Raw genomic sequence first — 26,037 nt, 5'->3', positions numbered from 1 at the left:
TCACCCCGTGAGGGGTGCGGTCAGCCCTCTGCGCGGGTGTTGAAGTCGTCCAGCCACGCTTGGAAGTCCAGCGGTCCGTAGAGGTACTCACCCTGGCCGATGGCCGAGTCCGCGCCCCACAACGCGCCGATCAGGTCCCATACCAGCTCGTCTTGGACTTCACCCGCCTCTTCCGTGATCCACGGGTTCGCCCAGTCGGACGCGTCGGCAGGGGCGAGGGTCCCGGCCACGAGGTCTTCGAGCACCTTCCGCACCTCGGCGCGGGTGGGCTCGGGTCGGTCACTCGGCTGCATCTTCGGCTCAGGCGATCGGCGGGCGGCCCGGCAGGGGCGACTTGAACTCCACCCACATGGCGTCCGTCAGGGCCTCCACGTGGTGGTCCACCCCGCGGGGGTGCAGCACCGAATCCCCCGGCTCCAGCACCGCCTCGACGCCGTCCACCGCGCCGCGGAGTTTGCCGGACAGGACGTAGACGATCGAGTCGTGGTCGTGCGCGTGGGTTGGGGATGCCACGCCCGCCGGGTAGTGGATCAGGTACGCCAGGCCGCTCGACGCCGTCTCCAGCAGGCGGAACCGGCCTTCGCCGCCGTGGAGCGGCAGGCCCTCGACCGTCACCAGCGGCTGCCACACTTGCTCGTCCATACCGCCATGATGACCCAGAACCGCTGAGTCCACACAGGACCGAGTTAGGCAAGGCACGCGTTATTTAGGCGAACCTGACCCAAATCGGAGGTCTCGCCACGATTCTCCGTTCGTGTTTCACTGGTTTCCGTGACCGACACCGACACCGCCGTGCAGCACGCCCACGAGCCGCACGAAGACCTGGGCGGGAAGCTGAACTGGTTGCGGGCCGGGGTGCTCGGGGCGAACGACGGGATCGTGTCGGTCGCCGGGATCGTCGTCGGCGTTGCCGGCGCGACCACCGAGAGCACCACGATCCTCACCGCCGGCATCGCCGGGCTCGTCGCGGGAGCCTTTTCCATGGCCGGCGGGGAATACGTGTCCGTGAGCACCCAGCGCGACACCGAGCAGGCGCTGCTCCGGCTGGAAAAGCAGGAACTGAAGACGATGCCGGAGGCCGAGGAGCGCGAGCTCGCCGGCATTTACGAAGAAAAGGGCCTTTCGCCCGATCTGGCGAGCCAGGTCGCCCGCGAACTGACCGAAAAGGACGCCCTCCACGCGCACGCCGAGGCCGAGCTCGGCATCAACCCGGACAACCTGACGAGCCCGTGGCAGGCCGCGTGGGCGTCGCTGATCGCGTTCTCCGTCGGCGCGCTGCTGCCGATCCTGTCCATCGCCTGGGCCGGCGTCTCCCTGCGGGTGTGGGCGTGCGCGGCCGCGGTCGTCGTCGGCCTCACGCTGACCGGGTGGGTCAGCGCGAGGCTCGGCGACGCGCACGTGGGGCGCGCGATCCTGCGCAACGTCGGGGTCGGCGCCCTCACGATGGTGGTGACCTACTTCGTCGGGGTGATCTTCGGTGTCACCGTGGGCTAGTGCACGCCCTTCATCAGCTTGCGGATGAACGGGATGCCCAGGAACAGCAGGATGCCGACACCGATCGCGACGCCGCCGACCGTGCTGAAGTACGGCGCCTCGTCGTCGACGGAGTAGTACTCGGCGAGCTTGCCGGACATCGCGGTGCCGAACGAGATCGACAGGAAGTTCAGCGCCACCATCTGCGTCCGGAACGCCGCCGGCGCGAGCTTCGTCGACAGCGACAGCCCGACCGGCGACAGGCACAGCTCGGCGATCGTGAAGACGAACAGGATGCCGACCAGCGCGAGCATCGGGCTCGCGTTCTTGCCGCTGCCGACCATCGGCAGGAACAACAGGAACGCCGCGCCCATCAGCACCGTGCCGAGGACGAACTTCATCGGCGTCGACGGCTGGCGCTCGCCGAGCTTCGTCCACAGCGCCGCCAGCACCGGCGCGAACACGATGATGAACACCGGATTGATCGAGTTGACCCAGGGCACCGGCAGCTCCCAGCCGAACAGGTTCCGGTTCAGCCGCTGGTCGGTGTAGGCCGCGACGACCGTGAACTGCTGCTGGTACAGCGAGAAGAACACCGCGCTGGCGATGAACATCGGGATGAACGAAAAGACCCGGCTGCGCTCGTCCGAGGTGATCTTGCGGCTGGTCAGGATGACGAGGAAGTAGATCACCGAGATCACGCCGACCACGATGACGACGACGTCGGCGAGGTTGCCCGGGTTCACGACGCCGGTCATGACCAGCACCAGGATCGCGGCGACCAGCAGGACGGCGGCGCCGACGGCCAGCAGGCGCTGCGACGACGGCAGCGGGTTCGGCACCTCCCTGGCCTTGTCGCCGAGGTTCTTGCGGCCGAGCGTGTACTGGCCCAGGCCGAGCGCCATGCCGATCGCGGCGAGGCCGAAGCCGAGGTGGAAGCCGACCTCCGTCTGCGCGAGCCCGGTCAGCAGCGGCCCGACGAACCCGCCGAGGTTGACGCCCATGTAGAAGATCGTGAAGCCGGCGTCGCGGCGCTCGTCGCCTTCGGCGTAGAGCGTGCCGACGATCGCCGTCGCGTTGGACTTCAGCCCGCCACTGCCGACCGCGACGCACACGAGACCGACGCCGATCCCGGTCAGGCCCGGCAGCAGCGCCAGGCTGATGTGGCCGATCATGATCAGCACGGCGCTGTAGAACAGCGTCCGTTCGGAGCCGAGCAGCCGGTCGGCGACCCAGGCGCCGATGACGGCGGACAGGTACACCAGGCCGCCGTACGCGCCGACGATGCCGAGCGCGGACTCCTGCGCCAGGCCCAGCCCGCCCTGTTCGACCTTGTAGTACAGGTAGATCGGCAGGATGCCGAGCATCCCGTAGTAGGAGAAGCGCTCCCACATCTCGACGCCGAAGAGGTTCGCCAGCCCTCGTGGGTGCCCGAAGAACCTCGTGTCCTGCTGGACCTCGGTGGAGGTGCTCACAACTCTGTCTTCCTTTGTCTCGGACTTCGTTGTCGCTTGGCATGCTATGAGCACACCGTGTGACCCACCACCGGCACCCGATGTGGCGGTGGCCATAACGGTCCGTGACAAAGAGACGTTAAAATTTCGCCAAGGTGCGCCGGGAAGCCTGGTCGGCAACAGTGATCAGCGACCCCTGGAGCTGCCGTGTCCCGACCGTTGAGCGAGTTCGCGCGCTACCTGCGCACCGAAACCACCGGCGGCCTCATCCTGCTCGCCGCGACCGCCGTCGCCCTGGTCTGGGCCAACTCCCCGCTGCGCGACAGCTACCACGCGCTGCGCGACTTCCGGCTCGGCCCGGAGTTCCTGCACCTGAACCTGACGCTCGGCGACTGGGCCAAGGACGGCCTGCTCGCCCTGTTCTTCTTCGTCGCCGGGCTGGAGCTCAAGCGCGAGCTCGTCATCGGCGAGCTGTCGCGGTTCAAGCAGGCGATCCTGCCGGTCGTGGCCGCGGTCGGCGGCATGGTCGTGCCCGCGCTCGTCGCGCTGGGCGTCGGCTGGGGGACGCCGGGCATCGACCGGGCCTGGGCGATCCCGGTCGCCACGGACATCGCGTTCGCGCTCGGCGTGCTCGCGCTGACCGCGTCGAACCTGCCCTCGAGCGCGCGGGTCTTCCTGCTGTCGCTGGCCGTCGTCGACGACCTCGGCGCGATCATCGTCATCGCCGTGGTCTTCACGACCGGCTTCGACCTCGTCGCGGTGGCCGTCGCCGTGGTGGCCCTCGCGCTGTACGCGTACCTGCAGCATCGGCGGGTCCGGACGCCGTGGCTGTACGTGCCGCTCGCGCTCGTCACCTGGGTCGCGGTGCACTCGGCGGGCGTCCACGCGACGATCGCCGGGGTCGCGCTGGGCCTGCTCACTCGCGTCCGCCCCGACGAAGGCGAGGCCGAAGCGCCCGCGTTGCGGCTCGAGCACCGGCTGCAGCCGTGGTCGGCCGCGGTGGCCGTGCCGGTGTTCGCCCTCTTCGCGGCCGGGATCTCGGTCAGCGGTGACGCGCTCGGCGAGGTGTTCACGACGGCGTTGCCGCTCGCGGTGCTCGCCGGGCTGCTGGTCGGCAAGGTGGTCGGGATCCTCGGCGCGAGCCTGCTCGCCGTGCGCCTCAAGCTCGCCGAAAAGCCGCACGGGATGGGCTGGCGCGACCTGGGCGCGCTGTCCGTGCTCGGCGGGGTCGGGTTCACCGTCAGCCTGCTGATCGCCGACCTCGCGCTGCCGGCCGAGGCGGGCGAACTGGCCAAGGCCGCGGTGCTGATCGCGTCCGGGATCGCCTCCCTGCTCGCGGCCGCGTTGCTCGTGCGGCGCAGCCGGGTGCATGCCCAGGCGGATTGATCGCCGACACTCGCGGACTCCGCCGCGCCCGCTCCGGGGCGTCATGGCACGATGACCCGGTGAGCAGCCCCAAGCACGAACGCATCGGCCCCGACGGCGTGGGGGCCGTGCCTTACCTCCCGCTGTCCTCCGACTCCGACATCCCCGGCGACCAGTCGATCGGCAGGCTCGTCGGCGACGCGACCCAGCACATCTCGACCCTGGTCAGGGCCGAGATGGAGCTCGCGAAGTCCGAGCTGGTCGGCGAGGTGAAGAAGGGCCTCAAGGGCGCCGTCTACTTCCTGATCGCGCTGACGGTCTTCCTGTACAGCACCTTCTTCCTGTTCTTCTTCGCGGCCGAGGGGCTGGCCCAGTGGCTGCGCTACCGCTGGATCGCCTTCGGGATCGTGTTCGTCCTGATGCTGCTGGTCGCGGGCGCGGCCGGGTTCCTGGGCTACCGCAAGGTGAAGAAGTTCAAGGCGCCGGAGCGGACCATCGCCAGCGTCAAGGAGACCGCCGCCGCGCTCAAGCCGCAGAAGGCGCCCGACGCCGACTTGACCACCACGCGCGACTGAGTTCGTTGGCCGCGTCCCCCGATCCGTCGACCGTCCGGCTCGACGGCCCGTGGGCGCACCGCGACGTGTCCGCGAACGGCATCCGGCTGCACGTCGCCGAGCTCGGGGACGGCCCGGTCGTGGTGCTGCTGCACGGCTTCGCCGAGTTCTGGTGGACCTGGCACCACCAGCTGCGGGCCCTGGCCGACGCCGGGTTCCGCGCGGTCGCCGTCGACCTGCGCGGGTACGGCGACTCGGACAAGCCGCCCCGCGGGTACGACGCGTGGACGCTCGCCGGTGACGTCGGCGGGCTGGTCAAGTCCCTCGGCGCGCGCCGCGCGCACCTCGTCGGGCACGCGTGGGGCGGCATGCTCGCCTGGACCGTCGCCTCGCTGCACCCGCGGCTCGTCTCGTCGGTGACGGCGATCGGCGCGGCCCACCCGCTCGCCCTGCGGTCCGGCGCGGCCCGCCCGTGGGGTGGCCAGGGCCGCGCGGCCGGGCACCTCTTCCGCTTCCAGGTGCCGATGGCGCCGGAGAAGTGGCTGGTGAAGAACGACGCCCAGGCCGTCGAGGACCTCTTCGCCGGGTGGGCCGGCCGTGCCTGGCAGTCCACTTCGGACTTCACCGAGAGCGTCGGGGCCTTCCGGCAGGCGATGCTCGTGCCCGGGGTCGCGCACAGCGCGCTCGAGTACTACCGCTGGGCGTTCCGCGCGCAGTTCCGCGGGGAGGGCCGCCGCTTCACCGACGCCGTCGCCACCCGGATCACGGCGCCGACCCTGCAGCTGCACGGCGCCGACGACACCTGCATCCTGCCCGAGACGGCGACGTCGTCGGTCCGCTGGGCGGGCCCGCACCCCGAACCGGAGGTCTGGCCGGGCGTCGGGCACTTCCCCCACCTCGAGGTTCCGGACCGCACGTCGACGGCCCTGGCGAACTTCCTCAGTCGAGCGTGACGGCGTTCTTCGCCTGCGCCACGGACTCCTCCGCCGGGCCACCGGTCGGGTTTTCCGTCGCCAGCGCCTGGTTGAGCGCGACGAATGGCCGCATCCGACGCTCGTAAGCCGCGAAGGCTTCTTCGTGCTCCGAGCGGCCCAGCTCCTGCGCGAGGAGGTACGCGCCGACCAGCGCCAGGCTCGTGCCCTGGCCGGACAGCGCCGACGCGCAGTAGCCCGAGTCGCCGACCAGCGCGACCCGGCCCGCCGACCAGCGGTCCAGGTGGATCTGCGCCATGGCGTCGAAGTAGAAGACGTCCGCTCCGGCCATCGCCTCGAGCAGCTTCGGCACCTCCCAGCCGACCCCGCCCAGCCGCTCGGTGACGAGCCGTTTCTGGCTCTCGACGTCCAGCCGGGGCAGCGGGTCCGACCCGAAACCGAGGGTCACGCGCAGCTCGGTGTTGTCCCGCACCGGGTAGGCGACCCCGCCGGTCTCCTCGTGCCGGAACCAGACCTGCCAGTCCTCCAGCCCGAGGAAGTTCGGCGCCGGGAAGATCGCCAGGTACTGGCCGAGGTGCCTGCTGAACCGCTCCTCCGGCCCGAAGGCCAGCCGCCGCACGGCCGAGTGCAGGCCGTCGGCGCCGACGACGAGGTCGAACGTCCGGAAGCCGGCGTGCTCGAACTCGACGCGCACACCGTGCGGCTCCTCGGTCAACGCCGTGATCGAGTCGCCGAAGACGTACTCGGCGTCGGTCGCCTCGCGCAGGATGTCGACGACGTCGTCGCGGAGCACCTCGAAGTCGTCGCTGTCGAGCCGTCCGCTGCTGTAGGTGAACTCCTCCGAGCGGAACAGCTCCTGGCCGTCGCCGTCCACCACGGACATCCCGCGCATCCGCGTCCGCCGGGCGCGCAGCCGGTCACCGAGGCCCATCCGGTCGACGACCTCGAGCGCGGCCCCGCGCACGTCGATCGCCTGGCCGCCGCGCCGCGGACCGGGCGCGCGCTCCACGACCGTCACGGCGAAGCCCTGGCGCGCCAGGAACCAGGCCGTGGTCAGGCCGGCGACGCCGGCCCCCGAGATCAGCACGTTTCGCATCTTTCCTCCAGAGTCGTACGCTTGCCCGCACCACACTGGAGTCGACGCAGCTCGAAGGCCAGATCTGTACTAGCACAGATTGCCAGCTGTCCTAGGTCAGGAGACGCCGTGAAGTACACCGCCATCGCCGACGACCTGCGTGGCCGCATCACGCGCGGCGAGCTCCCACCGGGCGCGCGGGTGCCCTCGACCCGGCGGCTCGCGACCGACCACGGCGTCGCGCCGGCGACCGCGGCCAAGGCGTTGGCCCTGCTCGGCCAGGAAGGCGTGGTGCGCGCGGAGCCGCGGTCCGGCACAGTGGTCGCCGAGCGGGACCGCCGCGGGGGCGGTCACCGGGGGCTGACGCGCGACCGGATCGTCCGCACGGCGATCGACATCGCCGACGCGGAAGGCCTGGCCACGCTCTCGATGCGCGCGGTCGCCGCCCGCCTCGGCGTCGCGGCCATGGCGCCGTACCGGTACGTGAGCGGCAAGGACCAGCTCGTGCTGCTGATGGCCGACGCGGCGTACGGCGAGCGCGGCTACCCCGCGATTCCGTCCGGGGGCTGGCGCGAACGGCTGACACTCGGCGGCCGGACGCTCTGGTCGCTCTACCGGCGGCACCCGTGGCTGGCCCAGCTCGCGCCGCTCACCCGGCCGCTGCCGCTGCGCGGCCTCGCGACGCACGCCGAGTGGGCGCTGTCGGCGCTGTCCGAGTTCGACGTCGACGCGGCGACGCTGTGCGACCTGCACGTCCTGTTCTTCAGCCAGATCCAGGGCCTGGCGATCCACCTCGAGCGCGAGCAGCACGCGCAGGCCGCGTCCGGGCTCTCCGAGGAGCAGTGGATGGACCACCAGGCGCCGGCAATCGGCACCATGGTCGACGGCCACCCGGTCTTCGCGAAGATGCTGACCGAGCTGGGCGAGACCGGGTACGACCTCGTCCTCGACGACGTCTTCGAGTCCGGGATGCGGGCCCTGCTGGACGGCCTCGCGCTGCGGTACCGGCGTTAGGCGGCGCAGGAACCGGTGGAGACGTTCGTCGTCTGCGACGGCGCCGCGTCGACCTCGGCCCGCACCTGCTCGGCCGTCAGCGTGAACCCGGTTTCGGGGTCCTCGACCGCCGCCCCGAAGACGACGCCGATGACCCGGCCGTCCGGGGTCACCATCGGGCCGCCCGAGTTGCCGCTGCGGATCTCGGCGCGGACCGTGAAGACGTCCCGCTGCACGGTGTTCGCCTCGTAGATGTCCGGGCCGCGCAGGTTGATCCGGCCGCGCACGCGGGCCGGCGTCGCGCGGTAGGGGCCGTCGAGCGGGTAGCCGAGCACGATGGCGCTGTCGCTCGCCCGGGCCGTCTCGGCCGCGAACTGCAGCGCCGGGGCCCGCAGCCGCGGCACGGCGAGCACGGCGATGTCGACCTCGGGGTCGAAGTAGACGACACGCGCCGGGTAGTCGCCCTGCGTCGTCTCGATGCCGACGGTGTCGGTGCCCGCCACGACGTGCGCGTTCGTCATCACCCGCTGCGGCGCGATCACGAACCCGCTGCCCTCCAGCGAGCGGGAGCACGAGCTGGCGCTGCCGCGGATCTTGACCACACTGCCGTGCAGCTGCTGGACGGTCGCGCTGGTCTGCAGCGCCGGGTCGGGCGGGGACGTGTCCGCCGTCGGGGCCTTCTCGAACGGGTCCATGATGGACGGGAAGCCGGACGCGTCGAGCAGCTTGCGCAGCTGGCTCGGGAAGCCCTGGGCGGCCTCCGGCATGGTGTCGTTGACCTTGCCGAGCACCACCGAGTTGTTGATCGCCTTGGCCAGCCCGGGCAGGCCGGACACGGTGGTCAGCGGGGTCGCGATCAGCCACGCGACCACGAAGACGACCACGGCCTGCACGATCGCGCCGAGGGTCTTGTCGATGCCGGAGAGCTTGTCCGGGTTGATCTTCTGCCGCAGCTTGCGGCCGACGTAGACGCCGATCGCCTCGCCGAACGCGACCAGGAACACCACGGTCGCGACCGCGAAGGCGACCTTCCACACCGGGTCGTCGAAGAACGAGACGACCACCGGCGCGAGCTTGATCCCGGCGATGGCGCCGAGCACCACGCCGACCAGCGACGGCAGCGCGACGATCACCCCCTGGTATGCGCCGGACACCGCCGCCAGCACGGCCAGCAGCAGCACCAGCACATCGACCCAGTTCACGTCGTCACTCCCCGCCTTGCAATCGCGCCTGGAACGCAGCCAGCGCCTCGTCGAGATCCCGGACGTCGCCGGAGTCCCATTCGCGCTCCCAGCCTCCCAGGCCGAGGAGGACGGACAGCAACCCGGCGGTGAACCCCCAGACGAACAGGCCGCCGACCTCGAAGGCCGGGCCCTTCCACGGCATGCCGGCCTTCTGGATCATGAACCGGTTCGCCGGGTCGACCAGATCGGCGATGGCGACGCGCGCGACCGACGCCGTCTCGGCCGGGTCCACCGCGTGCACCGGCGACGGCTCCGCCCAGTGCGCCAGCACCGGCGTCACGGCGAACCCGGACACGGGGACGAACAGCTCGGGCAGCACCGCGACCGGGCGGACGCCGGCCGGGACGACCCCGGTTTCTTCCTCGGCCTCGCGCAGCGCGGTGCCGACGGGCCCGCCGTCACCGTCCTCGGCGCCGCCGCCCGGGAAGGCGACCTGGCCGGCGTGCGAGCCCAGCGTGTCGGCCCGGCGTTGCAGGAGGACGTCCGGCTCGCCGTCGGCCTCGCGTTCGCCGAGGAGGATGAGCACGGCGGCCGGGCGCGTGTAGGCGTCTTCGGGCGGGCTGAACCGCGTGAACGTCTTCGAATCGACTTCGGCGCTCACCTTCACGAGCGGCCGGAGCCACTCGGGCACCGACTCCGGCTCGACCAGTGGTCCGATCACGATGCCCCCTCGACTGCCACGCGCACCTGGTCAGTGTTCCCGAACGTCGGCGGGTTCGCGATGAACCGCACCTCGCCAGCCGCGGTGACCAGGTAGGACACCGGGAGCCGCGGCGGCACCTTCAGAGCCGCGCGGACCGGCCCGGCCGGCCCGTCCCCGTCGAACACCGACGGTAGGTGCACGCCCAGCTTCGCCAGGAGGTTCAACCCGTCCTCGGCCGGGCTCTGCACCTGGACGCCGAGCACGCGCACCGCGCCGGGCTGCTTCGCGTAGTCCTGGAGCACGGGCAGCTCGGTCCGGCACGGCTGGCACCACGACGCCCACACGTTGACCAGCACCGGAGCCCCGGCCAGCGCACGCCCGACGTCGACGCTCGCGCCGTCGCCGAGGCAGTCCGCCTTGACGCCGTCGAGCTGCTTGACCGGCTGGGCGGGCCCGGACGCCGGGCAGGGCTGGAGCGCCGCCGCGGACCGCGCCGGAGCGAGGTCCGCGGCCGGTTTCGCGGCCGGGGCGTCACCCCCGCGGGGCAGCAGCGCGACGATCAGCGCCACCGCCACCACGGCGGCGGCCAGCGCCCATTTGGTGACGGTTGTCACCGGGGCGCCGCCAGCGCCAGGATGTGGTCCTTTTCGACACCCTTGACCAGTTTCGCGGCTTCCTCGAACCCGGTCGGGCCGGTGCCGTACGACGGGCAGTCCCGGGCCAGTGGGCAGGCTCCGCAGGCGGGCTTCTTGGCGTGGCAGACGCGGCGGCCGTGGAAGATCACCCGGTGGGAGAGCATCGTCCACTCCTTGCGGGGGATCAGCTCGCCGACCGCGTGCTCGACCTTGACCGGGTCGTCCTCCGCCGTCCAGCCCCAGCGCCGGACCAGCCGGCCGAAGTGGGTGTCGACGGTGATGCCCGGGACGTCGAAGGCGTTCCCGAGCACGACGTTGGCGGTCTTGCGGCCGACGCCGGGCAGCGTGACGAGGTCGGTCAGCTTCGCCGGCACCTCGCCGCCGAAGCGTTCGACCAGCGCCGCGCCGAGCCCCATCACGGAGTTCGCCTTGGCCCGGTAGAAGCCGGTGCTCCGGAGGTACTCCTCCAGCTCGGTGCGGTCGGCGCCCGCGTAGTCGGCGGCGGTCTTGTAGCGCTGGAACAGCGCCGGCGTGACGAGGTTCACCCGCACGTCGGTGGTCTGCGCGGACAGCACGACCGCGACCAGCAGTTCCAGTGGCGTGGTGAAGTCGAGCTCGCAGTGGGCGTCGGGATACACGTCGTCGAGGCAACGCTTCATCCGCCTGGCGCGTCTCACCAGAGCTAACCGGCTTTCACCAGCGCCCTCTTGGGGGGCGTTCGTGGTGGCAGGTGGCACCCCGATAGCCTACGGGCGCCGTCGGACGAGCCGGTCAGTGCACCGGTGGACGTCACGACACGCCAGAGCGGACTCGGCGCAGTTCACGGCCGCCATGAGCGAGGATCTGGAGTAGATGCTTTTCATCGAGTGTTTCGGGGTCCGGTCATGACCGTCTGGTTCGTCATCCTGGTCCCTTTGGTGATCATGTTCTTCGCGCTGTTCATGGAGCGCGTCGAAAGCCGGCTCAAGCACGTCGCGGTGCAGGAGAACGAGGTCGAAGAGTTCCTCGAGCAGGCGCAGCCCAACGAGGTCAGGGCGCTCTACGGGCACGGCATCGGCCGCGCGCTGGAGCTGTTCCGGCTGCGTAGGCTGGGCGGACGGGCAGCCAGGCTACGCGCGCGTCGCGTGCGGAGTTAGGCTCCACGTTCGAACGAGATCATCTGGCGGTCGCGCGCGTCCGGCAGGCGATCTCGGTCGTACGCCCTAGACTGACGCGCAAGTGATTGGCGTCACGCTCTGCGACCGACGCCGAGCGTGATCGTTTCTCGACGAGGAGGCACCCGAGGTGGACGAAACCCTGGCCCGTGCGGGCATTTTCCAGGGTGTGGAGCCGGCAGCGGCGGAGGCGCTGGCCCAGACCTTGGAATCCGTGGAGTTCCCCCGCGGCCATGTCATCTTCAACGAGGGTGAGCCCGGCGACAAGCTGTACATCATCCAGTCCGGCAAGGTGAAGATCGGCCGCAAGTCCCCGGACGGCCGCGAGAACCTGCTGGGCATCTTCGGCCCGTCCGACATGTTCGGCGAGCTGTCCATCTTCGACCCCGGCCCCCGGACGTCGAGCGCGACCACGGTCACCGAGGTCCGCGCGGTCACCATGGACCGCCCGGCCCTGCGGCAGTGGATCTCGACCCGCCCGGAGATCGCCGAGCAGCTGCTGCGCGTGGTCGCGCGCCGCCTGCGCCGGACGAACAACATGGTCGCGGAACTGATCTTCACCGACGTCCCGGGCCGCGTGGCGCGGGCGCTGCTGCAGCTCGCGCAGCGGTTCGGCAGCCAGGAGGCGGGCCTGCTTCGGGTCACGCACGACCTGACGCAGGAAGAGATCGCCCAGTACGTCGGCGCCTCGCGCGAGACTGTCAACAAGGCGCTCGCCGACTTCGCGCACCGCGGCTGGCTGCGGCTCGAAGGCAAGAGCGTGCTGATCCTGGACCCGGAGCGGCTCGCCCGCCGGGCTCGCTGAGTTCTTTCACCAGTAAGGCCCCTCACCCGTCCGGGCGAGGGGCCTTACTTGGTGTGCACCCAAAACAAAGAGCCGGGCGCCACCCCCGACGTGGCGCACCGGCTCTTCGTTTGTCGCGCGGACCATCCCCCGACGATCCGCGCTCCCCGCCCTCCGGACCAGGCCCCGACCCATATGCCGGAGGGAGCTGGGTTCTGTGCTGTTGTTCAACCATCACGGCCCATACCCACGAATTCAAGGCCATTCACTCTCAAGGACGCCGTGGGGGCTGTTTTGTTGCACGGGTTCACGGAGAATATCGCGAGTGTTACCTGATCGAGACCTTGCGTGCTCCACCTCCAGTTTGCCGGTGACGCACCTGACCGTCAAATAACTGGTACTCGCGTACCACTCTGCGGCATACTGGTACTCGTGTCCCACTCCGAAGGTCGTACCTCCCTGGCCGACTACCGCAGCGCGCTGACGACCCGCGCGGCCCGGCGGCCCGCTGTCGCGTCCGTGCTCGCCCGGCTGCCGATCGCCATGATCGGCATCTCGGCGCTGCTCTACGTCCAGCGCGAGACCGGTTCCTTCGCCGCCGCCGGGCTCGTCTCGGCCGGTTCACTCGTCGGGGTGTCGGTGGGCGCGGTGATCCAGGGCCGGCTGATCGACCGCTTCGGCCCGACGCGGCCGCTGCTCGTCGTCGCGGTCACCCTGGCGCTGTCGATGACCGCGCTGGTAACGGCGATCGAGTCGCACGCGCCGACGGCCGTGCTGGTCACGCTCGGCGCGCTCACCGGCCTGTCGGAACCGATGGTCGGCTCGGCGTCGCGGGCGCTGTGGACCCGCCTGCTGCCCCCGGGCGGCCCGCGCAACGCGGCGTTCTCGTACGAGGCGATCAGCATGGAGGTGTTCTTCATCCTGGGGCCCGGCCTGGCCGGCCTGCTGGTCATGGCGCCGTGGGCGGGCACCGGCCTGGTGCTGGGCGTGGCCCTGCAGTTCACCGGCGCGGTGCTGTTCGCGCTGAGCCCGGCGGTGCGCTCGTGGGGCCCGGCTTCTTCGTCGCCGGCGTCGCTCCTGGGTGCGCTGGCGAGCCCCGGCATGCGGACGCTGGCGCTGGCCGCGCTCGGCTTCGGTGTGGTGATCGGGTTCGTCGAGGTCGCGGTCCCGGCGTCGGCGACGGAAGCCGGGCACGCGTCGGTCGGCGGGCTGCTGCTGTCGGCGTGGTCGCTGAGCTCGGTGGCGTTCGGCGTGGCGTACAGCCTGCGGCCGTGGCCGCGCCGGCTGGGCCTGCGCCTGCCGATGCTGCTGGGCGCGTTCGGCGCGCTGGTGGCTCTGCTCGCGTGGCCGTCGTCGCTCTGGGGTCTCGCGGTGATGATGCTGCTGGCGGGCGCGTTGATCACCCCGCAGTCGACGGCCCATTCGGCGGCGATCGAGCTGGTCGCCCCGAAGGGGACGGCCGCGGAGGCGTTCGGCTGGGTCCTGACGGCGGTGACGTTCGGGCTGGCGATCGGCCAGTCGGTGAGCGGGTACGTCGTCGAGCACGCGGGCCCGGCGGCGGCGTTCCTGGGCGCGAGCCTGGCCGGGCTGGTGCTGGCCGGTGTGGTGTGGGCGCTGCGCGGGACGGTGCGACCGGTGGATCAGGGTGCTGCGGTCGACGAGGCCGGGTTGGTCGGCGCGACCCGGTAGGCCGACGGGACAGGGTGCCGGGCCGCGTTGGTCGGCGCGACCCGGCAGGCCCGCGGTCTGCCCCGGAACCACCCCCAGCGCCGATCGACCGTCCGCCCAACCCGCATTTGCGCTGTTCAGCGGCACTGTGCGCGGTTTTTGTCGGTGCCCACCGCTAGCTTCGGGGCATGGACGTCACCGCGCCTGCCCACCGCCTCTCGGCGGCCGTCTCGGCTGCCTCGCGCCTGTTGCCCGCCCGCGCCGGGCTGCGGGTGCGGGCGGACGAGGCCGGGCTGACCGTGGCCGGGACCGATCCGGATCTCGCCGTCCGGTTCGACTGCCCGGCCGCCACGCACACCGACGGCTCCGTCGTCGTCCCCGCGGCGCCGCTGGCCGAGACGCTGAAAATGCTCGACACCGACCACGTGCGGCTGGTCGTCGAAGGCAGCCGTCTGGCGCTGCGGCTCGACAACGCACGGTTCGCGTTGCCTCTCCTCACCACCGAGGACGACCTCCCGCAGCGAGAACCGCCGCTTGTGTCCGAAGTGGACGGATCCGCCTTCGCCTCGGCGCTGCGGATCGTCGCGGGCACCGCCGCGAAGGACGACCCGCTCCCGCTGTTCACCGGCGTCCGGCTGCAGGCGGACGCCGGCCGACTGACCCTCACCGCCTCCGACCGGTACCGGATGGCGGTCGCCCGGCTGCCGCTGCGGAGCCCGGGCGAGCTGGACGTCCTGGTGCCCGCCGCGCTGCTCACGGAGGCCGCGCGCCAGGCCACCGGGGTCGTCGGGCTGCACCTGGGCCCCGGGCGGTTCGGCCTGAGCTGGCCGGGCGGGTTAGTCGGCACCGCCGTGCTCGACGCCGGGTTCCTGTCCGAGGACTCGATCCCCTCGGGCGCGGTCGACACGACGGTCTGCCTGGACGCGGACGCCCTGGCGGCGGCGGTCCGCCGCGTCGGCGTGTACGCCGAAGACCGCCGGGTGCTGACCCTCGAAGTCGGCGACACGCAGGTCCGCCTGGCGAGCGCACGCCAGGACACGGGCGAGGCGGAGGAGACGCTGAAGGCGGACGTCGACGGCGGCCGGACGTCACCGTCCTTCCAGGCGAAGTACCTGCTCGACGCCCTGCAGGCCTTCGCCGGCGAGCGCGTGACGTTGTCGATCCAGCCGGGGATGCGCGCGTGCGTCCTGCGGGCGGCCGAGGCCGGGGAGGTGGAGCTGACCTACTACCTGATGCCGATGCTCAGCCGATGATCTCGGTGAGGTCCCGGAGGCGGACGTCCGCAGCCGGGCCCGCGGTGAACTCGCGCACGGTCAGTGCGGCACTTCCGAAGCGCTGTTGGTAGGCGTCGCGGAGGTTCGGTGACGAGCGGCCGAGCATCCACTCGACCGTCGACGTACAGCTCGGCTCGCAACTCCCGACGATTGAGGACCAGACCCACCAGGTCGGCGACGAGCAAGCGTTTGCGCATGGTGTCGGCGCCCTTCCAGCGAGCCGTTTTGAACTCGGCCACGCGGCGGTCGGTCTCGAGGTCGAACGGGCGGTCCGGGTCGTTCCCCGAGGCCAGCGACGGCCGGCGGACGATGCGCTCGCCCGGTTCGAGGATCTTCGGCAGCGCCCGGACGATCGTCGCCGCGTGGATGAGGTCGTTGATCCGGCCGGTGTGCTGCCGCACCAGCAGCGCGGCCTGAAGCAGGTCGTCGGTCATGCCGCAGTTCACGCTGCCGACATTCTCGACGGTCAGAGCGACGCGAAGGCTTCCCGCGGTTCGGGGTCCGGGCGGACGTCCGGCTCCTGCGGCAGCGGGCTGGTCGGGAACCCGAGCCGGCGCAGCTGGCGGATCGCGGTGTGCGAGATGAACTCCGTCCGCGACACCCCGAGCGCGCGCTCGAAGAGCTGCCTCGGCGGCCACTGCCGGTCGCCGACGGAGACCCAGTGCTTGCGGATCGGCTCGGGGCCGCCCCTCGCCGCCGCGCTCAGCACCTCGGCGCGGCTCAAGTGGTGCTGTTTGCCGTTGAAGATGAAGTCGATCGCCCGCGCGCCCGATCCCGCTACACCGGCGTCACGGTCCCGAAGCGCTTCAACGTGCGGATCATCGGCGCCGTCTCCACCTGCCGGACACCGGGCAGGCCACCCAGGTCGTCGGCCAGGTACGCGTACAGCGCCGCGTCGTCTCGGCAGCCGACGTTCGCCACCAGGTTCGCCGGGCCCGTCGTCGCGGCCGCAAAAGCCACTTGCGGGTGCGAGGCCAGCGCCCGGCCCGCGGACTCCAGCGCCGAGGGCGCCACCGTCAGCCACAGGGTCGCGGTCAGGGGAAAGCCGAGCAGGGCCGCGTCCACCTCGACGTCGAAGTACAGCGCGCCCGACGACCGCAGTGCCTCCAGGTGACGGCGAACCGTCGACTCCGACCGGCCCGCCGCTACCGCCAAAGTCGACATGTCGGCACGGCCATCGTGCGCCAAAGCCGCCAGCAACTCCGGGTCCCCTGGCTCGGACCGGTAGGAACCTTCCGGAGCAGGACGGCGAAGCAGCGCGATCTGCGCCGCCGACAACGCACTCGACCGGCCCGACCACCCCGCCGGGCCGCCCGCGAACCGGCGCAGCAGCCGGTACGCCGTCATCGACACCACCCGCGGTGTCCGGGGCAGCTGGCCCAGCAGCAGGCCGTCGGTCTGCTCGCGCAACGGCGCCCGGACGAAACACACGATCTCGGTGCCGCCGGACATCAGGCTCACCCACTGCGTGTCGGACCGCCGGGCGAGCGCCGCCGCGATCGCCGCCGCCGCGTCCGGGACGCAGCGCAGCCGCACCAGCCAGTGCACCTGCCCCAGCGGCGCCGCTTCCGGGACGCCGACCACCCGCAGCACGCCGGCCGAGCGCAGCTTCCGGTAGCGCCGCGCCACCGTCTGGTCGGAGACGCCGAGCACCGACGCGATCGTGCTGAACGACGCCCGGCCGTCCAGCTGCAGCGCGTGTGCCAAGCGGCGGTCCAGGTCGTCGAGCAGGCCGGATTCCACCAGATCAACGTAGAACGTGTCGGATTCCGGGCACAAGCGATCGATGAGCGGAAGAAAAGGCCGGCTCGGCCCACGCTGAAGGTCATGAACATCGACCACACGGTCTTCCTGACCCGCGGCTACGACCAGGCCTGGCGGCGCTACGAACAACTCGGCTTCACGCTCAGCCCGCCGTCCCGGCACTTCGCCGCCGCAACCGACCACACCGAGCCGGTGCCGAGCTGCACGGCCAACCGGTGCGCCTACTTCGGCGAGTCCTTCCTCGAGCTCATCGGCATCGTCGACGCAGCCGCCGGCGACCCGTGGCACGTCCTGCCGATCCTCGACGCCCGCGGTGCCGGCCTCCACGGCTGCTCCTTCGGCGTCGACGACTCCGAAGAGGCCGAACGCCGGCTGCGCGAAGCCGGCCTCTCGAGCTCGGGCGTGCTGAAGCTGCAGCGCGACGTCGAACTCCCCGAAGGCACGCGCACCGCGCGCTTCCGCAGTGTCCACATCAGACGCGACCGGACCCCCGAAGGCATCCTCCACACCGCCGAGCACCTGACGCCCGAGTACGTCCACCAGCCGCGGTACCTCGACCACCCCAACGGCGCCCGCGACGTCGCCGGGATCGTCCTGGTCGTGCCGGACGACGAAGTCGGCGACTACCAGCGCCGCTATGACGTGATCACCGGCGGACAGCGACTTGTCGACATCATCGGCGTGAGCGACCTCGACCGCTCCTTCCCCGGCGAGCAGCCGCGCGAGCTGCCGTACTTCGCCGCCCACGGAGTCGTGGTTGCGGATCTGGCCGAAGCGCGGAAGCTGGTCGAGGAGCACGTCCCGACGACCACCCGCGGGACCGGGTTCTTCGTCCGCGCCGAAGACGCCGAAGGCGCCGCCGTGTACTTCGAGGAGGCATGATGATCGTCGAAACCACCGCCGGCCGGGTTCGCGGCGCCGATGGCGCGTTCTGGGGAATCCCTTACGCCTCAGCGGAACGCTTCGAACCACCACAGCCGCCGAAGCCGTGGACCGGCGTCCGCGACGCGCTGGAAGCCGGGCCAGCCGCGCCGCAACCGCCGTCGCGGCTCGAGCACGCCCTCGGCCCGATGCCCCTGCCGCAGAGTGAAGACTGCCTGTCGCTCAACGTCTTCACGCCGTCGGCCACCGGGAGGCGCCCGGTGCTGGTGTGGATCCACGGCGGCGGGTTCTCCAGCGGCTCGGGCGGCCAGGTCTGGTACACCGGCACGCGTCTGGCCCGCGAGGCCGACGTCGTGGTCGTGACGCTCAACTACCGGCTCGGCGCCCTCGGTTTCCTCGCCCTGGACGGGGTTCCGCCCAACCTCGGCATCGCCGACCAGCTCGCCGCGCTCGAATGGGTCCGCGACAACATCGGCGCTTTCGGCGGCGACCCGGCCGACGTCACCCTCGGTGGGCAGTCGGCGGGGGCGCAGTCGACGCTCACCCTGTGGTCGGCGCCGCGCGCTCGGGGGCTCGTCAAGCGGATCGGCCTGCAGAGCGCACCAGTGGGCATGCGACCGTCCACATGGGACGAATCAAATCAGAATGCCTTGCTGTTACAGGAAGAACTCGGCGAAGATCTCCGGACTGCTCGCGTCGAGAAGCTTTTGGACGCTCAGCTGAGGGTCGCGGCCAAGACGACGAAACCGGGCTCGATCGAACCGCCGTTCCAGCTGGTGGCCGACGGTGACCTGGTCGCCGACGACCTGATCCAAGCGGCCGGCCCCGGTCCGGCGCTCATGAGCTGGACCAAGGAAGAGCTGCGCGCGTTCGCCCCGGACGCGCCGCAGGACGTCGTCGACGCCGCGAACGCGTTCTTCACCGACGACCGGCTGGCCGGGAAGCTCGACGCCTTCGTCTACCGCTTCGACTGGCAGGCGCCGGGCAACCCCTTCGGGGCGTGCCACTGCATCGACCTGCCGTTCCTCTTCGGCACCCAGGACGTCTGGGACGCGCCGATGCTGCGTGGCGCCCCGAAGGGCCTCGAAGAAGAACCGGGGCTTCGCGCAGTCTGGGCCGCCTTCCTGCACGGAAAGCGGCCCAGCCCGACGTGGGAGGCGATCAGGCCGACGCGGCCTTGACCGCCGCCTCGACCTCGGCGAACGTCGGGTTGACCAGGGCGGTCGACCCGACGATCACCGTCGGCACGGTCTCGTTGCCGTTCGCGACCTCGCGCACGCGCGCGGCGGCGTCCGGCTCTTCCCAGATGTTGATCTTTCGGATGTTGAAGCCGCTCTTGGACATCGGCCGGTCCAGCGCGGCGCAGAAGCCGCACCCCGGCCGCCAGTAGAACTCGACCTCGACGTTGCTCATCCCTGGTCCTCCGACCGCAAGTAGTCCAGCTGCGCCTGCACGCTCAGTTCGGCGGGCGCCCACAGCGCCCGGTCGACGTCGGCGTACACGACTTCGACGACCTCGCGCGGCGTGGCGTCCGCACCGAGCTTCCCCAAGGCCGAACGCACCTGGTCGAGCCGCTGTTCCCGGTGGGCGAGGTACTCGCGGGCGGTCGCGGGCAGATCGGGCAGCTCCGGACCGTGGCCGGGCAGGCCGAGGGTGCCCGCGGGCAGCTCGATCAGCTTGCGCAGCGAGCGCAGGTAGTCACCGAGGTCGTGCAGCACCGTGGTGCCGCGGCCGAGGATGGTGTCGCCGGTCAGCACCTGGCCGTCGAGCACCAGCGACACGGAGTCGTCGGTGTGCCCCGGGGTGTGCAGGACGCGGATCGAGAGCCCGCCGGCCGAGATGACGTCGCCGTCCACAAAGGACTTCGCGTCGATGCAGAGCGCCGGGTCGAAGGCCCGCACCGGCGCGCCGGCCCGCTCGGCGAACCACGGCGCACCCTCGGCGTGGTCGGGGTGGAAGTGCGTGAGCAGCACGAGTTCGACCGCGCCGACGCCGGCCAGCAGCTCGAGGTGCTCGAGGTCGCGGTAGCCGGGGTCGACCACGACGGCCGGGGTGTCCGGCGTCGCCCGCAGCACCCAGCTGTTGGTGCCTTCGAGCGTCATCGACGACGGGTTGTTCTCCAGCAGCACCGAAGCCGTCTCGGACACCGGGCGCAGCACGCCGTACGCGGGGGCGTTCATCGGGGCTCCAGCACAACTCGGACGTGGTCGTTCTCGCGGATCAGCGTCGGCGCGATCCGGACGATCTCGCGCTGCGCGTCCAGGACGTCGTCGGCCGTGACGAACTCGGCCAGCTCGCTCAGCGTCAGCCAGGTCGGCGGCATCAGCATCCGGCGGCCCTCGCGCGCGTCCGCGATGGCGTCCTCGGGACGCTGCCAGCCCGAGCTGGACGCCTCCGACGTCGCGCCGTCGGCCTGCTGGCCTTCCGGCAGCTTCGCGACGTAGAAGCGGGTGTCGTAGCGGCGCGGCTCGGCTTCGGGGGTGATCCAGTGCGCCCACGGGCGCAGGAGGTCCGCGCGCAGCGTCAGCCCGGCGTCGGCGAGGAAGCCGGCCAGCGACACCTCCCGCGTCTCCAGGGCCTGGCGCGCGGCCGCGTACGGCGTCACGTCGGTCAGCACCGCGTCCGCGCTGCCGGCGAGCAGCACGCCGGACTCCTCGAACGTCTCGCGCACCGCCGCGCACGTGAGCGCCCGCGCGAGCGCGTCGTCACAGCTGAAGCGGGACGCCCACCACGACGGCTCCGGGCCGGCCCACGCGACCGACGCGTCGGCGTCGCGCTTGTCGACCCCGCCGCCCGGGAAGACGGTCATCCCGCCCGCGAACGGCATGCCCTTGACCCGGTGCTGCAGGAAGATCTCAACGCCGTCGGCGCCGTCCCGGACCAGGATCACGGTGGCCGCGTCCTTGGGGACGGCCGGCGGGCCGTCGGCGTTGGCGCGGGTCGCTACCCCGGCGCCGACGGGGATGTCGAAGACGAACTCCGTTGGCTGCTCCACCCGGGCAACATACCTCCGGACCCCGACGTTCCGTCGCGCAGTTGTGGCGTCCCGGACAGTGAAAAGGCGGAGCTTTCACGTGAAAGCTCCGCCTTTTCGCGAAGGAGGACTAAGGGGCGGTCCAGCCGCGCTGGTCGCCGCCGGAGCGGGACGCGCCGTTGAGCCGCATCTTCGCCGCCTCGGCCCGCTCGCGCTCGGCCAGCTCCGCGTGCAGCTCACGCAGCAGGGCCCGGTCGCGCTCGCTCAGGCTCGGGTCGTCCAGGTCCAGCGCGGGCAGCTCGACGACCTCGTGCATCGACGGCTTGCCCGCGGCGATCTCGCGGCCCTTCTCCGGGTCCTCGGCCAGCGCCTGCCGCAGCTGCGCGACTTCGGCCGGGGTGAGGTCCGCGGTGCGCTCCGCGCGTGTCTCGGCCCGTTCCGACCGCGACTGGCGGGGCGGTTCGGGCGCGGGCGGCGGCGACACGATCGGCACCACCGGGGCGACCGGCTCGGCCGGCGCCGTGGTGGTCGCGCTGGAGCGCATGCTGTGCCTGCTGCCCGACTCCGCGACCGGTTCCGGCGCCACCGGGGCCGAGACCTTGGCCGGCTCCGGCCGGTACGGCGACGAAGCCGACGTCGTGGCTCCGGTCACCCAGGCCGGCGAAGAAGCCGCCGAAGCCGCCTGGTGGTACTCGGAGTGCGCGACCCCGGGACCGCTGACCTCGACGACCGAGTGGATCCCGGCGCGGCGCAGCGCGGTGTCGACGCGGAAGGCGACGGCGGGCGGGTTGCCCTCCGGGCCCAGCTCGACGAGCACCACGCGCTGCGGGAGCGCGCCCGGCACGCTGCCGGCCGGGGTGTTGCGCCACACCGCGTGCACCGAGCGGACGTCCGGCAGCACCTGCAGGGTGCGGTCGAGCGCCTCGGCGATGCCGAACTCCGGGGAGTTCTCGCCGCTGAAGCGGTGCGTGCTGACCTGCTCGGCCTCGTCGACCAGCAGGTCGTTCGCCAGCGTCGCGTCCGACCGGCTCATCTCGAGCACCAGCGCGAGCTCGCGCTGTTCGGCGGAGCTGACCGGGATCCGGCCCGCGATGAGCGTGCCGGTGGTCAGCTCGACCGCCTCGTCGATGTGCGCGCGGGCGATCAGCTCACGCGCTTCGGTGAGCGCGCTGTCGTCGATCCGGCCCGCCAAGGCCAGCAACAGGTTGTGCAGGCGCAGGGGCACCGAGAACCCGTCCATGGGCGGGCCGTCGTGGACCTCCACCATTGCCTTGCTCCCTCCCAGCTCGCTGGCGGAGCGAGCGTTAAGCGGCTACTAGCCGGTTTCCGGCGACCGCGCCCACGCAGACCAGCTCTGAGTCGGCCAGCGCGGCCCGGTGGTATCCCGGCAGGTCGAAACGCGGCGGGATGACCTCGACGCTGGGCTCTTCGTCACCCAGCACCCGCAGCACCCGCTGCAGTTCGCCGGTCAACCTCGGCAACCCCGTCAGCGCGGTGATCAGCAGGACGCGCTTGGCCGTTCCCTGACCGACAACACCGACGTGTCGCCAGCTCTGCCGCACTTCCCCCACGTCCGGGCGTCCGCGCAACGTTGCGTGGATCAACACGGACACGGAGTCGACCGAGTTAACCCATTCGGGCGCACTCGACGTGAATGTGTACCTGTTCTCGGTGACGTCGTCTACCCCCAGCGTCGAACTGACCTGGTGCCAGTCGGCGCCGTGCGGGATGAGACCGGCCACGAGCAGGCGGTACTCCGTTTGGTCGAGGTCGATCCTGTGCTTAAGCAAAGACCTCGGCAGGGTCCGGGCGAGCGTGCCCATCGCACCCTCGCCGAGCCAGTCCCGGAAGCGCCACAGCAGCTGGTCGGGCAGCCGCCCGGCCAGCCGGAGCAGCAGCTCGTGAGTGGACTGCTCGATGTCCGGATCCATCACTGCACCTCCACGATCAGTTCGACCTCCACCGGCGACCCGATGGGCAGCTCCGCGACGCCGACGGCCGAACGGGCGTGGATGCCCGCGTCGCCGAAGACCTCGCCGAGCAGCTCGGACGCGCCGTTGACGACCGCGGGCTGGCCGGTGAAGCCGTCCGCGGAAGCCACGAAGCCGACAACCTTGACGATCCGCGTGACGTTGTCAATGCCGACCAGAGCGTGCACGGCCGCGAGCGCGTTGAGCGCCGAGGTGCGGGCGTGGCCCTTCGCCTCTTCGGGGCTGATCTCCGCGCCGACCTTGCCGGTCGCGGCGAGCACGCCGTCGACGAAGGGCAGCTGGCCGGAGGTGTACACGTGCTTGCCGCTCTGCACGGCGGGCACGTAGGCGGCCAGCGGGGCCGCCACGCCGGGCAGCTCGATGCCGAGCTCCTTCAGCCGTTCGCTCCAGCTCACGCGGATCAGCCCTTCGGACGCTTGAGGTACGCGACGTGCTGCTCGCCCGTCGGGTTCGGCAGGACGGTGACCAGCTCCCAGCCGTCCTCGCCCCACTGGTCGAGGATCTGCTTCGTCGCGTGGATCAGCAGAGGGACCGTCGAGTACTCCCACTTGGTGGCGCTCATGAACCGGGAGCGTAACCAAGCGGGCAAGAGCGCCGGGGACGGCCGCCGGATCGGGCCCCCGCGACGCGCCGGAGTGTGGTTCATCTCACGCCGCTAGCGTGGGTGCGTGGAAACGTGGCGCGTGATCGCGACGGCGCTCCTGGCCTCGGCCGGGCTGCCGCTGGTGCTCGTCGTGATGGCGAAGGTGCGCGACCGGACGCAGAGCTCCGGCCAGGTCGTCCTCGGCGGCGTGATCACGTTCACCCTGCTGGTCGTCCTCGGTGTGCTCGCGCTCACCGTGCTGCCCGGGATCGTCACCTGGGTGCTCGTCGCGGCGGTGGCCACTGCGGTCAGCGTCATGCTGCTGGCCAGCTGAACACCGGTTTAGGGTGAAGAAGTGACCACTTCCCATGCCGGCTGGACCGACGAGCTTGCCCGCGCCCGGCTGCACTTCGTCACCGGCAAGGGCGGGACCGGCAAGACGACGCTCGCCGCGGCGCTCGGGCTCGCGCTCGCCCGCGAAGGCCGGCGCGTCCTGCTCATCGAGGTCGAAGGCCGCCAGGGCGTCGCCCAGCTCTTCGACACCGAGCCGCTGCCCTACGCCGAACAGCGCATCGCGTCCGTCCCCGGCGGGGGCGAGCTGCGCGCCCTGCACATCGACGTCGAAGCCGCGCTGCTCGAGTACTTCGAGATGTTCTACAACCTGGGCTTCGCCGGCCGGACGCTGCGGCGGATGGGCGCGATCGAGTTCGCGACCACGCTTGCGCCGGGCCTGCGGGACGTCCTGCTCACCGGGAAGATCAAGGAGTGCGTCGGGCGCACCGAGTCCGACGGGCGGCACACCTACGACGCCGTGGTGGTCGACTCGCCGCCGACCGGCCGGGTGGTCAAGTTCCTCGACGTCACCAAGGCCCTGACCGACCTCGCGAAGACGGGCCCGATCCGCGGCCAGGCCGAGGGCGTCGTGCGGCTGCTGCACTCCGGCGAGACCGTGATCCACCTCGCCACGCTGCTCGAGGAGATGCCGGTCCGCGAGACCGTCGAAGCCGTCGCCGAGCTGGACGGCGCCGACCTGCGCCCGGGCGCGGTGCTCGTCAACCGGGTCCGGCCGCCGCGGCTGCCCGCCCGGTCGGTGACCGCCGCCGCGGACGGGCGCGTCGACGCTTCCCGCGTCCGCACCGGGCTGGCGTCGGCCGGCCTGAAGCTGCCGGACGAAACACTGGAAGCGCTGGTCGAGGAGACCGTCGAGCACGCCGTGCGAGTCGCCGCCGAGCAGCGGGCGCGCGAACAGCTCGCCGAGGCCGACCTGCCGACGCTCGAGCTGCCGGACCTGACCGACGGCGTGGACGTCGCGGCCCTCTACGACCTGGCCGAGGCCCTGACCGACCAGGGGGTGCGGTTGTGACCACCGTCGACATCGACGCGCTGCTCGACGACGAGAAGAGCCGCGTGATCGTCTGCTGCGGCTCCGGCGGCGTCGGCAAGACGACCACCGCGGCGGCGCTGGCGTTGCGCGCGGCCGAGCGCGGCCGCCAGACCGTCGTGCTCACCATCGACCCCGCGCGGCGCCTGGCGCAGGCGCTCGGGCTGCGCGAGCTCGGCAACCACCCGAAGCAGGTGCAGGTCGAAGGGTTCGAGCCCAAGGGCGAGCTGTGGGCGATGATGCTCGACATGCGCCGCACCTTCGACGACATGGTGCGCGTGCACGCCGGCCCGGAACGCGCCGAGCAGCTGCTGCAGAACCCCTTCTACCAGACCATTTCCACGTCGTTCTCCGGCACGCAGGAGTACATGGCGATGGAGAAGCTGGGCCAGCTCGCGGCCACCGGCGACTGGGACCTGATCATCGTCGACACCCCGCCGAGCCGGTCCGCTTTGGACTTCCTGGACGCACCGACCCGGCTTTCGTCCGCTTTGGACGGTCGGATGATCCGCCTGCTGACGGGCCCGGCGAAGGCCGGCGGCTGGGGCCTGCGCAAGGTCGTCAACGCCGGGTTCTCGATGTTCGCCAAGGCCGTGTCGACGATCATCGGCGGCCAGCTGCTCACCGACGCGTCCGCCTTCATGCAGGCCTTCGACAGCATGTTCGGCGGGTTCCGCGAGCGCGCGCGCAAGACGGCCGAGCTGCTGCGCTCGTCCGGGACGTCGTTCCTCGTCGTGGCCGCGCCGGAGCCGGACGCGCTGCGCGAGGCGTCCTACTTCGTCGAGCGGCTCTCGGCGGAGTCGATGCCGCTGGCCGGGCTGATCGCGAACCGGACGCACCCGGTGCTGGCTTCTCTTTCGGGGTCCGAAGCACGCACGGCCGCGGACTCCCTGCAGGGCGCGCCCCTGGCCGAGGCCGTGCTGCGGCTGCACGCGGACCGCGTCGACCTGGCCGCGCGCGAGGAGCGCCTGCTCGCGCGGTTCACCCGGGCCCACCCCGAGGTGGCGCTGGCCCGGGTGCCCGCACTGGCCGGTGACGTGCACGACCTCGAGGGCCTGCGCGACATCGGCACCAAACTCGCGGACCGGTCGTGGGGGGGGGGGGGGGGGGGGGGGGGGGGGGGGAAAAAAAAAAAAAAAAAAAAGAAGGGGGGGGGTCGGAGGGGGGGGGGGGAAAGAAAAAAAAACATACGCACCAGCACGGCAGGAAGAGAA

Annotated in this window: 31 protein-coding genes and 1 pseudogene; 14 read left to right on the top strand and 18 right to left on the bottom strand. The window is 71.6% G+C overall.

Annotated elements, in window-relative coordinates:
• Positions 1–20: 20 nt before the first annotated feature.
• Entirely contained in the window at positions 21–245 is a 225-nt protein-coding gene (locus ACZ63E_RS03735) for a hypothetical protein (RefSeq protein WP_465334033.1), read from the bottom strand.
• 55 nt (positions 246–300) lie between these two features.
• Entirely contained in the window at positions 301–642 is a 342-nt protein-coding gene (locus ACZ63E_RS03730; protein WP_465334032.1) for a cupin domain-containing protein, read from the bottom strand.
• A gap of 129 nt (positions 643–771) precedes the next feature.
• Here ACZ63E_RS03730 and ACZ63E_RS03725 point away from each other — a divergent pair, with 129 nt between their 5' ends.
• A complete protein-coding gene (locus ACZ63E_RS03725) occupies positions 772–1,494 on the top strand; it encodes a VIT1/CCC1 transporter family protein (RefSeq protein WP_465301220.1) in 723 nt (240 codons plus the stop codon).
• On the opposite strand, the gene ACZ63E_RS03720 is transcribed toward ACZ63E_RS03725, so the two are convergent.
• The gene (locus ACZ63E_RS03720) at positions 1,491–2,948 is read right to left on the bottom strand and encodes a peptide MFS transporter (protein WP_465334030.1); all 1,458 of its coding nucleotides are present in this window, start codon (positions 2,946–2,948) and stop codon (positions 1,491–1,493) included. The two genes, ACZ63E_RS03725 and ACZ63E_RS03720, sit on opposite strands and share 4 nt — an antisense overlap.
• A 186-nt stretch (positions 2,949–3,134) precedes the next feature.
• Between ACZ63E_RS03720 and nhaA the strand changes: the two genes are divergently transcribed.
• From nhaA to ACZ63E_RS03705, 3 genes are read left to right on the top strand one after another with little or no spacing between them, the layout of a single operon-like run.
• Positions 3,135–4,313: a Na+/H+ antiporter NhaA gene (gene nhaA / locus ACZ63E_RS03715; protein ID WP_465334029.1), complete on the top strand. Its 1,179-nt coding sequence runs from the start codon at positions 3,135–3,137 to the stop codon at positions 4,311–4,313.
• A 59-nt stretch (positions 4,314–4,372) separates the two neighbouring features.
• Positions 4,373–4,867, top strand: a complete 495-nt coding sequence (locus ACZ63E_RS03710) for a phage holin family protein (protein ID WP_465301214.1) — start codon at positions 4,373–4,375, stop codon at positions 4,865–4,867.
• 5 nt (positions 4,868–4,872) lie between these two features.
• Complete coding sequence (locus tag ACZ63E_RS03705) at positions 4,873–5,799, top strand: alpha/beta fold hydrolase (protein ID WP_465334027.1); 927 nt, start codon at positions 4,873–4,875, stop codon at positions 5,797–5,799.
• Here ACZ63E_RS03705 and ACZ63E_RS03700 read toward each other — a convergent pair.
• A complete protein-coding gene (locus tag ACZ63E_RS03700) occupies positions 5,786–6,874 on the bottom strand; it encodes an FAD-dependent oxidoreductase (protein WP_465334026.1) in 1,089 nt (362 codons plus the stop codon). The genes ACZ63E_RS03705 and ACZ63E_RS03700 overlap by 14 nt on opposite strands.
• A 108-nt stretch (positions 6,875–6,982) precedes the next feature.
• On the opposite strand from ACZ63E_RS03700, the gene ACZ63E_RS03695 reads away from it, so the two are divergent.
• A complete protein-coding gene (locus tag ACZ63E_RS03695; protein WP_465334025.1) occupies positions 6,983–7,867 on the top strand; it encodes a GntR family transcriptional regulator in 885 nt (294 codons plus the stop codon).
• Here ACZ63E_RS03695 and ACZ63E_RS03690 read toward each other — a convergent pair.
• The 4 genes from ACZ63E_RS03690 to nth are packed head-to-tail and all read right to left on the bottom strand — an operon-like array spanning position 7,864 to position 11,027.
• Positions 7,864–9,048 carry a MarP family serine protease gene (locus ACZ63E_RS03690; RefSeq protein WP_465334024.1) on the bottom strand — a complete coding sequence of 395 codons (1,185 nt, stop codon included), beginning with the start codon at positions 9,046–9,048 and terminating at the stop codon, positions 7,864–7,866. The two genes, ACZ63E_RS03695 and ACZ63E_RS03690, sit on opposite strands and share 4 nt — an antisense overlap.
• Positions 9,049–9,052: 4 nt before the next feature.
• Entirely contained in the window at positions 9,053–9,751 is a 699-nt protein-coding gene (locus ACZ63E_RS03685) for an NUDIX hydrolase (protein ID WP_465334022.1), read from the bottom strand.
• A complete protein-coding gene (locus ACZ63E_RS03680) occupies positions 9,748–10,347 on the bottom strand; it encodes a TlpA family protein disulfide reductase (RefSeq protein WP_465334020.1) in 600 nt (199 codons plus the stop codon). The genes ACZ63E_RS03685 and ACZ63E_RS03680 overlap by 4 nt, the downstream gene beginning before the upstream one ends.
• The gene (gene nth, locus ACZ63E_RS03675; RefSeq protein WP_465334364.1) at positions 10,344–11,027 is read right to left on the bottom strand and encodes an endonuclease III; all 684 of its coding nucleotides are present in this window, start codon (positions 11,025–11,027) and stop codon (positions 10,344–10,346) included. The genes ACZ63E_RS03680 and nth overlap by 4 nt, the downstream gene beginning before the upstream one ends.
• Positions 11,028–11,252: 225 nt before the next feature.
• Between nth and ACZ63E_RS03670 the strand changes: the two genes are divergently transcribed.
• The 4 genes from ACZ63E_RS03670 to dnaN all read left to right on the top strand — a co-directional run bounded on the left by ACZ63E_RS03670 (position 11,253) and on the right by dnaN (position 15,227).
• Positions 11,253–11,504, top strand: a complete 252-nt coding sequence (locus ACZ63E_RS03670; RefSeq protein ID WP_013230551.1) for a hypothetical protein — start codon at positions 11,253–11,255, stop codon at positions 11,502–11,504.
• Positions 11,505–11,652: 148 nt separating this feature from the next.
• Positions 11,653–12,327, top strand: a complete 675-nt coding sequence (locus ACZ63E_RS03665; protein WP_003081747.1) for a Crp/Fnr family transcriptional regulator — start codon at positions 11,653–11,655, stop codon at positions 12,325–12,327.
• Positions 12,328–12,738: 411 nt separating this feature from the next.
• Positions 12,739–13,995, top strand: coding sequence for an MFS transporter (locus ACZ63E_RS03660; protein ID WP_465334019.1), 1,257 nt, complete (start codon positions 12,739–12,741; stop codon positions 13,993–13,995).
• Positions 13,996–14,162: 167 nt separating this feature from the next.
• Entirely contained in the window at positions 14,163–15,227 is a 1,065-nt protein-coding gene (dnaN, locus tag ACZ63E_RS03655) for a DNA polymerase III subunit beta (RefSeq protein WP_465334017.1), read from the top strand.
• On the opposite strand, the gene ACZ63E_RS03650 is transcribed toward dnaN, so the two are convergent.
• The 3 genes from ACZ63E_RS03650 to ACZ63E_RS03640 are packed head-to-tail and all read right to left on the bottom strand — an operon-like array spanning position 15,200 to position 16,991.
• Positions 15,200–15,682, bottom strand: coding sequence for a hypothetical protein (locus ACZ63E_RS03650; protein ID WP_465334015.1), 483 nt, complete (start codon positions 15,680–15,682; stop codon positions 15,200–15,202). The genes dnaN and ACZ63E_RS03650 overlap by 28 nt on opposite strands.
• 32 nt (positions 15,683–15,714) lie before the next feature.
• Positions 15,715–15,972, bottom strand: coding sequence for a hypothetical protein (locus ACZ63E_RS03645; RefSeq protein ID WP_465334014.1), 258 nt, complete (start codon positions 15,970–15,972; stop codon positions 15,715–15,717).
• Positions 15,973–16,025: 53 nt separating this feature from the next.
• Complete coding sequence (locus ACZ63E_RS03640; RefSeq protein WP_465334012.1) at positions 16,026–16,991, bottom strand: Lrp/AsnC family transcriptional regulator; 966 nt, start codon at positions 16,989–16,991, stop codon at positions 16,026–16,028.
• Between the two features lie 84 nt (positions 16,992–17,075).
• On the opposite strand from ACZ63E_RS03640, the gene ACZ63E_RS03635 reads away from it, so the two are divergent.
• Together ACZ63E_RS03635 and ACZ63E_RS03630 are read left to right on the top strand one after the other, a co-directional pair.
• On the top strand, positions 17,076–17,894 hold the full coding sequence (locus ACZ63E_RS03635; protein WP_465334010.1) for a VOC family protein: 819 nt from the start codon (positions 17,076–17,078) through the stop codon (positions 17,892–17,894).
• Positions 17,894–19,075, top strand: a complete 1,182-nt coding sequence (locus tag ACZ63E_RS03630) for a carboxylesterase family protein (RefSeq protein ID WP_465334009.1) — start codon at positions 17,894–17,896, stop codon at positions 19,073–19,075. The genes ACZ63E_RS03635 and ACZ63E_RS03630 overlap by 1 nt, the downstream gene beginning before the upstream one ends.
• Here ACZ63E_RS03630 and ACZ63E_RS03625 read toward each other — a convergent pair.
• From ACZ63E_RS03625 to ACZ63E_RS03595, 7 genes are all read right to left on the bottom strand, one after another.
• Positions 19,056–19,307: a glutaredoxin family protein gene (locus ACZ63E_RS03625; protein ID WP_465334008.1), complete on the bottom strand. Its 252-nt coding sequence runs from the start codon at positions 19,305–19,307 to the stop codon at positions 19,056–19,058. The genes ACZ63E_RS03630 and ACZ63E_RS03625 overlap by 20 nt on opposite strands.
• Positions 19,304–20,074 (bottom strand): MBL fold metallo-hydrolase, encoded by a 771-nt coding sequence (locus ACZ63E_RS03620; RefSeq protein WP_465334006.1) that lies wholly within the window; start codon positions 20,072–20,074, stop codon positions 19,304–19,306. The genes ACZ63E_RS03625 and ACZ63E_RS03620 overlap by 4 nt, the downstream gene beginning before the upstream one ends.
• Positions 20,071–20,889: an NUDIX hydrolase gene (locus tag ACZ63E_RS03615; protein WP_465334004.1), complete on the bottom strand. Its 819-nt coding sequence runs from the start codon at positions 20,887–20,889 to the stop codon at positions 20,071–20,073. The genes ACZ63E_RS03620 and ACZ63E_RS03615 overlap by 4 nt, the downstream gene beginning before the upstream one ends.
• 109 nt (positions 20,890–20,998) lie before the next feature.
• Complete coding sequence (locus tag ACZ63E_RS03610; RefSeq protein ID WP_465334003.1) at positions 20,999–22,135, bottom strand: hypothetical protein; 1,137 nt, start codon at positions 22,133–22,135, stop codon at positions 20,999–21,001.
• A 37-nt stretch (positions 22,136–22,172) separates the two neighbouring features.
• Entirely contained in the window at positions 22,173–22,799 is a 627-nt protein-coding gene (locus tag ACZ63E_RS03605) for a hypothetical protein (protein WP_285457668.1), read from the bottom strand.
• Positions 22,799–23,254: a RidA family protein gene (locus tag ACZ63E_RS03600; RefSeq protein WP_465334002.1), complete on the bottom strand. Its 456-nt coding sequence runs from the start codon at positions 23,252–23,254 to the stop codon at positions 22,799–22,801. Before ACZ63E_RS03600 ends, ACZ63E_RS03605 begins: the two co-directional genes overlap by 1 nt.
• Positions 23,255–23,259: 5 nt before the next feature.
• On the bottom strand, positions 23,260–23,421 hold the full coding sequence (locus ACZ63E_RS03595; protein WP_020642049.1) for a DUF4177 domain-containing protein: 162 nt from the start codon (positions 23,419–23,421) through the stop codon (positions 23,260–23,262).
• Positions 23,422–23,527: 106 nt separating this feature from the next.
• Between ACZ63E_RS03595 and ACZ63E_RS03590 the strand changes: the two genes are divergently transcribed.
• From ACZ63E_RS03590 to bagB, 3 genes and pseudogenes are all read left to right on the top strand, one after another.
• A complete protein-coding gene (locus ACZ63E_RS03590; protein ID WP_465301177.1) occupies positions 23,528–23,776 on the top strand; it encodes a hypothetical protein in 249 nt (82 codons plus the stop codon).
• A 21-nt stretch (positions 23,777–23,797) separates the two neighbouring features.
• A complete protein-coding gene (gene bagA / locus ACZ63E_RS03585) occupies positions 23,798–24,805 on the top strand; it encodes an ATPase BagA (protein ID WP_465334000.1) in 1,008 nt (335 codons plus the stop codon).
• Positions 24,802–25,905, top strand: a pseudogene (gene bagB, locus ACZ63E_RS03580) (ATPase BagB); the annotation flags it as partial. The gene bagA and the pseudogene bagB, both read left to right, overlap by 4 nt.
• Positions 25,906–26,037 lie beyond the last annotated feature (132 nt).

This window comes from Amycolatopsis sp. NPDC104819 (assembly GCF_055583145.1).
Note: the sequence above shows the minus strand (reverse complement) of the source record. Positions and strands in the feature narration are given on the sequence as shown.